At 63.2% G+C, this 3,757-nt stretch carries 3 protein-coding genes and 2 pseudogenes; 2 read left to right on the top strand and 3 right to left on the bottom strand.

The genetic code is table 11. The annotated features are described in order from the left end of the window. Both WBV42_RS02865 and proC read right to left on the bottom strand, forming a co-directional pair. Positions 1–305 (bottom strand): annotated as a pseudogene (locus tag WBV42_RS02865) (glutamate 5-kinase); the annotation flags it as partial. Beyond that, on the bottom strand, positions 298–1,074 hold the full coding sequence (proC, locus tag WBV42_RS02860; RefSeq protein WP_423984696.1) for a pyrroline-5-carboxylate reductase: 777 nt from the start codon (positions 1,072–1,074) through the stop codon (positions 298–300). The pseudogene WBV42_RS02865 and the gene proC, both read right to left, overlap by 8 nt. Before the next feature lie 299 nt (positions 1,075–1,373). Here proC and WBV42_RS02855 point away from each other — a divergent pair, with 299 nt between their 5' ends. Continuing rightward, entirely contained in the window at positions 1,374–2,264 is an 891-nt protein-coding gene (locus WBV42_RS02855; RefSeq protein ID WP_423984695.1) for an FAD-dependent oxidoreductase, read from the top strand. 164 nt (positions 2,265–2,428) lie between these two features. After that, the gene (locus WBV42_RS02850) at positions 2,429–3,607 is read left to right on the top strand and encodes a M24 family metallopeptidase (RefSeq protein WP_423984694.1); all 1,179 of its coding nucleotides are present in this window, start codon (positions 2,429–2,431) and stop codon (positions 3,605–3,607) included. An 8-nt stretch (positions 3,608–3,615) separates the two neighbouring features. Here the strand turns inward: WBV42_RS02850 and WBV42_RS02845 are convergent. Next, a pseudogene (locus WBV42_RS02845) lies at positions 3,616–3,757 on the bottom strand (D-2-hydroxyacid dehydrogenase); the annotation flags it as partial.

The following is a 3,757-nucleotide window of genomic DNA, read 5'->3' as shown; positions in this document are numbered from 1 at the left end:
GTGTAGCGTCGCATGAGGTGGGACTGGCCCACGGTCGAGAGCGCTTGCGACTCCTCGACGGTGTCGTCGGGGTAGCCGACCCGACCCTTCCCCGCGCCGACCGCACCGGAGGAGACGAACAGCACCTCACTCCCGTTTTCGAGCAGGGCGACGGCGTCGTCGACGAGTTTGTCGAGTTTGTCGTCGTCGAGGTTCGACGTGTCGTCCGTCAACGAGTTCGTCCCGGCTTTGACGACGACGCGGTCGGCCGTCGCCGCCCGTTGCCGTGCCCGTTCGAGCGAATTTCGTTCGACGGTATCACTCATCGTCATAATCGACCATCAGCTCCTTGGATCGGTTTTCGGCGGCGGCGACCGACTCGGTCACGGTCCCCTCGACCGAACTGTCGCGGAGTACTTCCATCCCTTCTATCGTCGTTCCCTTCGGTGAGCAGACGGCGTCTATCAGATCGGGAACGCTCTCGTCGGACTGGAGCACCGTCTCCGCCGCTCCTTTGAACGTCTGTGCGGCGAGCGTTCTCGCGTCCTGCCGACTGAGGCCGCCGTTCACTCCCGCCTGTGCCATGGCGTCGATGAAGTAAAAGACGAACGCCGGGCCGCTGCCGTTGACGGCAGTCGCGACGTCCATCGCCGATTCGTCGATTTCGACGACCACGCCGACGTCGTCAAGGAGTTCGTGGACGGTTTCGGGGATTTCGTCCCCGGCGATGGCCGCTGCCATAGTGCCCGACTCGGCCGCGAGGTTCGGCATGAGTCGGACCACCGTCGCGTCCGTCAACGGTTCGAGCGCGGTCGTCGGGACGCCCGCCGCGATGGAGACCAGCGTCTGTTCGGACGAGAGGTCGAGTTCGGCGACGATGTCGCCCACGAGATCCGGTTTCAGGGCGACGAACACGACGTTCGATTCGGTCGCCTCCGCGAGGTCCGTCGTCGTTTTCTCACAGTACTCCGACACCGCTTCCAGTGCATCCGGGTCCACGTCACAGGCAGTGACGGCGTGATTTCCGCTTCTCGACAAGCCTCTCACGAGTGAACCGCCCATGTTCCCACAACCGACGACGCTGGCATGTACCATCGTATGTTGTCCCGTCGTCGTGACGATGACAAAACGGCGTTGGTTACGGCAGAGACTGCCGTTCGAGCGGAAGGTATCGGAAGACAACGATCGCCGACCGATCAGGACACCGATATCGGGTCGATCGGCCGACGGTCCGACCGAAACCTCTATAAAATTTTAGGCGGGCCTAAAAACATGGTAGGATATCCGACGGAACTCGGAGATCGCTCGGCCACTACGAAGCAATCGCCGGACCGGGATACGTGTGAAATCCCGCGGTCGGACGATGGGACGGACGGCACCGCGGGGCGAGTTCGATGACCGACTACGACGTGGTCATCGTCGGCGGCGGTCCCGGCGGCAGTTCGGCGGGTGTGTTCGCCGCACGATACGGCCTCGATACCGTCGTCTTCGACCGGGGGAACGCGGCACTTCGACGATGCGCGTACTTGGAGAACTACCTCGGGTTCCCCGCCGGTGTCGATATCGACACGTTCTACGAGTTGATGCACGCCCACGTCGAGGAAGCGGGGTGTGAACTGGTTCCCGATATGGTCGAATCCATCACCCGCGGTGAAGACGGGTCGGCGTTCGTCGTGGAAACGCAAGAGGGTCGCAACGTCACGGCGGACCGCGTCATCGCGGCCGCGTGGTACGACGGCGAGTACCTCCGGCCGCTCAGCGGCGACGAGATGTTCGAACGCCACGAGCACGACGGCGAAGAACACGAACACTTCGACCCTGAGTACGCCGATGCCGACGGCCGGACGCCCATCGACGGCCTCTACGTCGCCGCACCCGCCGGACAGCGGAGCGTTCAAACCATCATCGCTGCCGGTCACGGCGCACACGTCGCTCGATGTCTGCTGGAGGACCTCCGAAACGAGGAAGGGTTCTCCGGCGGCGTCGCACCCCACTACGACTGGCTTCGCCGGGATTCGGAGTTCTCGGGCGACTGGGGCGACCGCGACCGCTGGCGCGAATGGTACGAGGACGAAGTCGAGGACGATCCAGATATCGACGAGGAGCGGTTCGAGGAACTGCGCGAACGGTACATCGACAGCGCGTTCGAGACGCGCGTCCCCGACGACGCCGTCGAGGAACGCTCCCGACGTGGGGTGAGTCGCCTCGTCGAGACGTACGGCACCGAACGCGTTCTGGACGCGTTGGACGACGCGGAGATACGGGAGTATCTGGAAGCGGAGTAGAACGAATCGTCCCTGATCGGCGGTCGTGATCGTTGACGATGACGTCACCGGACGCGGCGCTCGCAGTCGTCGGCGACGTGCACGGTTGTACACAACATTCGTTTTCTGCGTACACAAAAAAGTTAAACAGCTATTCCACGAACGTTCTGGTGAGTGCCGCTAGCATGCCACGAACAATCTTCGACGATACCGAGTACGAAACGCGTTTGGAACGAACGAAAGAGCGGATGCGTGAGGAGGAACTCGACGCGCTCGTCGTAGCCGACCCCGCGAACATGAACTATCTGTCGGGATACGACGGTTGGTCGTTCTACGTCCATCAGGCCGTCGTGGTCACGCTGGAACGCGACGAACCTGTGTGGGTGGGCCGCGGTATGGACGCCAACGGCGCGCGTGCGACCACCTGGCTCGACGAGGAGAGCATTCTCCCGTACAGCGACGACTACGTTCACTCCCCGTACGACCTCCATCCGATGGATCACTTGGGGGAGGTCGTAGAGGACCTCGACGCCGAGGACGGTCGCATCGGGTTGGAGATGGACGCCTACTACTTCACCGCGAAATCCTACACCCGCCTCCAGAAGAACCTCCCCGACGCCACCTTCGAGGACGCAACGCTGCTCGTCAACTGGATTCGAATCAAAAAGAGCGAACAGGAACTCGACTACATGCGGGAGGCGGCGCGCATCTCCGAAAACGCGATGCTCGCCGGACTCGACGCAATCGAGGAAGGGGTCCCCGAGTACGAGGCCGCGGCGGAAATCTACGACGGGCTCATCCGCGGTACCGAGGAGTTCGGCGGCGACTACCCGTCCATCGTCCCGCTGATGCCTTCGGGCGACCACACCGGGACGCCCCACCTCACGTGGACCGACCGCGAGTTCGAGGACGGCGACCCCGTGATCATCGAACTCTCGGGTTGTCGGCACCGCTATCACTCGCCGCTGGCCCGGACGACGTTCGTCGGCGACCCGCCGGACGAGATGCAACGGCGGGCGGACGTAGTGGTAGAGGGACTGGAAGCCGCAATCGACGCCGTCGAACCCGGCGTCACCTGCGAATCTGTCGAGAAGGTCTGGCGGGACACCATCGCGCAGTACGGCCTCGAAAAGGAGGACCGCATCGCCTACGCGATGGGCCTCGGCTACCCGCCGGATTGGGGCGAACACACCGCCAGCATGCGGCCGGGCGACGAGACGATATTGGAAAAAGACATGACCTTCCACATGATCCCTGGCCTCTGGTTCGACGACTTCGACGTCGAGTTGAGCGAGACGTTCCGCGTCACGGCGAACGGTGCCGAAGTGCTCGCCGACTTCCCGCGTCGGCTATTCACGGCATAAATAAGCACTCAGTCCGGGTTCTGCCCCGGTGCGAGAACCCCGTTTTCGAGCGTTTCCCCGGTTTCGAGACGTTTCATATTCTCCGCGACGATGTCGGCGAGGCGTTCCCAGTGGCGCGGCGTGTGGCCGCCGGTGTGCGGCGTGATGAGA

It is taken from the genome of Haladaptatus sp., assembly GCF_049589095.1.
Classification (GTDB): Archaea; Halobacteriota; Halobacteria; order Halobacteriales; family Haladaptataceae; genus Haladaptatus.
Note: the sequence above shows the minus strand (reverse complement) of the source record. Positions and strands in the feature narration are given on the sequence as shown.

Bases quoted from the DNA above. Each gene is read 5' to 3' on its own strand.
- WBV42_RS02855 (WP_423984695.1), top strand. From the start codon at position 1,374: ATGACCGACTACGACGTGGTCATCGTCGGCGGCGGTCCCGGCGGCAGT.
- proC (WP_423984696.1), bottom strand. From the start codon at position 1,074: ATGGTACATGCCAGCGTCGTCGGTTGTGGGAACATGGGCGGTTCACTC.
- WBV42_RS02850 (WP_423984694.1), top strand. From the start codon at position 2,429: ATGCCACGAACAATCTTCGACGATACCGAGTACGAAACGCGTTTGGAA.